The sequence below is a fragment of the bacterium genome, assembly GCA_037131655.1.
Taxonomy (GTDB): Bacteria; Armatimonadota; Fimbriimonadia; order Fimbriimonadales; family JBAXQP01; genus JBAXQP01.
This window is the reverse complement of the sequence record JBAXQP010000361.1, coordinates 1-2,473: the sequence shown is the minus strand read 5'-3', so window position 1 is coordinate 2,473 and position 2,473 is coordinate 1. Positions and strand designations below refer to the sequence as shown.

Genomic DNA, 2,473 nt, shown 5'->3' with positions numbered 1-2,473 from the left:
GAAATCAGTAGCGCGGCATTAGCTATGGCTATCCAAGCTCAAATAGGCATCGTTAATGAGCTTCCAAATAACGGAATTCGAAGTGACAAGACTATTTATGGAACAGGTTTTGCCGTTCTTCGCGCAAGTTCTATGCCTGCTGTGTTAGTTGAAGTAGGGTATATAAATAACGACAATGATCGTGAGTATTTACTCAATGAAGAGTGGCAAGGCAAGATGGCCGAAGCGATTGCTTTTGGGATTCGCAGCTACTTGGGCGATGGTGATAATATCGCTTTGCAACGTCCCGATCCAGTTGATCAAGATCGAAAATAAGAGGAAAATGAATGAAGTCCGTACGCTTCTATCTTACGGTAATATGGTTTGGTGTGCTGGTGCTCGCGCTTGCGCTGGCAATTTATGTTAAGATTGCTTACCGTAATCAAGCCACTCCGATAGGAACTGCGCATGAAGTACCTGCGCAGGTTTTAGGAGAACCTACTGAGCCTTATTCTGGAAGCAGAACTGTAATAGTGTCTCTTCCTGATTGGAACAAAGGCCAACTTACACTCAGAAACGTAACTTTCCCTCTTTCTCCTGGAGATGTTCCACTTAATACTGCCATTGCTATTTTGGTTCGGAGAACGCCCCAATTTCCTCAGGGTACGAAGTTGTTAGGAGCATCTCTGGAAAATGGAGTGGCGAAAATTGACTTTAATGAAGCCATTCAGAGCGGGATGAGTTCCGATGATGAAGCGGCCATTTTGCGAAGTCTTCGGAAAACAGCGGGCCAATTCTCGAATGTCGAACGAATTCGAATTCTCGTAAATGGGAAGCCAATCGATTCGCTTGGTGGACATAGCGACGAAGCCGGCCAAATGATGCCCGTTGAACGCTAACTACTCATCAATACGTGAGAAGTAAATTACCGTGCAAACATCTTCGGGGGATACTTCGAGGTCGTAAATTAAATTCATCAGATGAGTTACGTCTTCGATGGAGCGAAATTCGGGGTTTTCTCGTTCGATGTCACGGGGACTGAGCTCTAATAAAGGCTTCACATCAACCCTATCGATCATCGCGGTAAACAGCTTCTTGCGACGTCCAAATCGTTGACCGACCGTAATCCAAACAAGCTGGCCGGAGGTGTATTTATGCTTTTTATCCCCGAGTCGGATAGTTGCCGTTTTGCGATTAGTTCTTAGCATTTCGGCATAAAGGTCGGTATAGAAGTTCAAAGCAAACATACTGATAAGACGCCTCCGTATCAATCACCCGTTTAACGTGTGACCACTAAATAAGTACTTGCGGTTATTGTAGCATTGTTACGCTTCCCCGTCAACTCAACTTCGAGTGGTATCTGGGCTAAGGTTAAGAAGGTACTTGATAATGAGCGCATATTTGGAGTGCAAAATGGCGGGGGGTTGGGGTAATCTGTTCCTAAATGGGCACTTTGCCACTACTTCGTCAAGGACGATAGCCGGATGAATAATCAGCACAAAGATAAAGGGTTGCCGGCGTTGGAGCTACTTCGGATCATGGCTCTGGCGCGAGAGGGTGACCGACGAGAAGGAATTCTTATTCGGCAGGGGAAGGGTTGGTTCGGTGTAGCTAGCACTGGTCATGAAGCGGTTGCAGCTTTGATGTACTGTCTCGAACCCAAAGATTACTTACACCTCTACTATCGCGATCGTGCGCTGGCGCTTGTTCGCGGGGTAACTAATTACGAACTTGCATTAGCTTATCTGGGCAAAAACGATTCCAGCAGTATAGGCCGTCAGATGCCTTCCTTCTTCAGCGCTCCTAATCTCAACATTTTCAGTAATGCGCCGCCAACAGGTTTGCAATTTCTACCAGCAGCAGGAACTGCCTGGGCGAATAAGCTCGATGGCAATGGCGCAATCACCATTTGTTGTACCGGTGATGCAACAACTCGACAAGGCGAGTTTTATGAGTCGCTTTGCTTTGCCCTCGAAAAAGATCTACCCCTCCTTTTTGTAGTCGAAGACAATGGCTATGGTATTAGCACTCCCACTTCGAAAATGACGCCTTGGAATATCGGCGCTCTTTCGAAGGATTGTATGGTGAAAGTCAACGGGCGGGATGCCTTTGAAGTTTATAATGAAGGGCGAAGAGTGGTTGAAAAGATTCGCTCCGGTCAAGGCCCAATGGTTTTATGGCTTGAATTGGATCGCCTTACCTCACATACTTCTTCGGATGATCACCGTGTCTATCGTTCGACTGATGAAATCGAAGAAATGCTGGGCCGCGACCCCATCAATTTGTTGCGTGATGAGCTTATCAAACGCGGAGAGCTTACGATGGAGGGGTGGCAAGAGGAAACGCAAGCTATCGCACGTCAAGTGGATGATGACTACTTAAGGGCCGAACAGTCAGCCAACCCCAACCCCAGCCGTACCATGGAGCAAACCCTTGCCCGGCCACCGCCTCCGCAGACATCGAACTTACCTCCACAAGAGACCTGGATGATGGT

4 protein-coding genes are annotated in these 2,473 nt (G+C 47.4%); 3 read left to right on the top strand and 1 reads right to left on the bottom strand.

Annotated features, from left to right (window positions below; genetic code table 11):
* Window positions 1–315, top strand: a 315-nt coding sequence (locus WCO51_12445; GenBank protein MEI6514063.1) for an N-acetylmuramoyl-L-alanine amidase, incomplete at its 5' end; no start/stop codon positions are given.
* An 11-nt stretch (window positions 316–326) separates the two neighbouring features.
* The gene (locus WCO51_12440; protein ID MEI6514062.1) at window positions 327–878 is read left to right on the top strand and encodes a GerMN domain-containing protein; all 552 of its coding nucleotides are present in this window, start codon (window positions 327–329) and stop codon (window positions 876–878) included.
* On the opposite strand, the gene WCO51_12435 is transcribed toward WCO51_12440, so the two are convergent.
* Window positions 879–1,226 (bottom strand): ASCH domain-containing protein, encoded by a 348-nt coding sequence (locus tag WCO51_12435; protein MEI6514061.1) that lies wholly within the window; start codon window positions 1,224–1,226, stop codon window positions 879–881. It lies immediately after the preceding gene.
* A gap of 237 nt (window positions 1,227–1,463) precedes the next feature.
* Between WCO51_12435 and WCO51_12430 the strand changes: the two genes are divergently transcribed.
* Window positions 1,464–2,473: thiamine pyrophosphate-dependent dehydrogenase E1 component subunit alpha (locus tag WCO51_12430; protein ID MEI6514060.1), on the top strand; the 1,010-nt coding region annotated here is incomplete at its 3' end.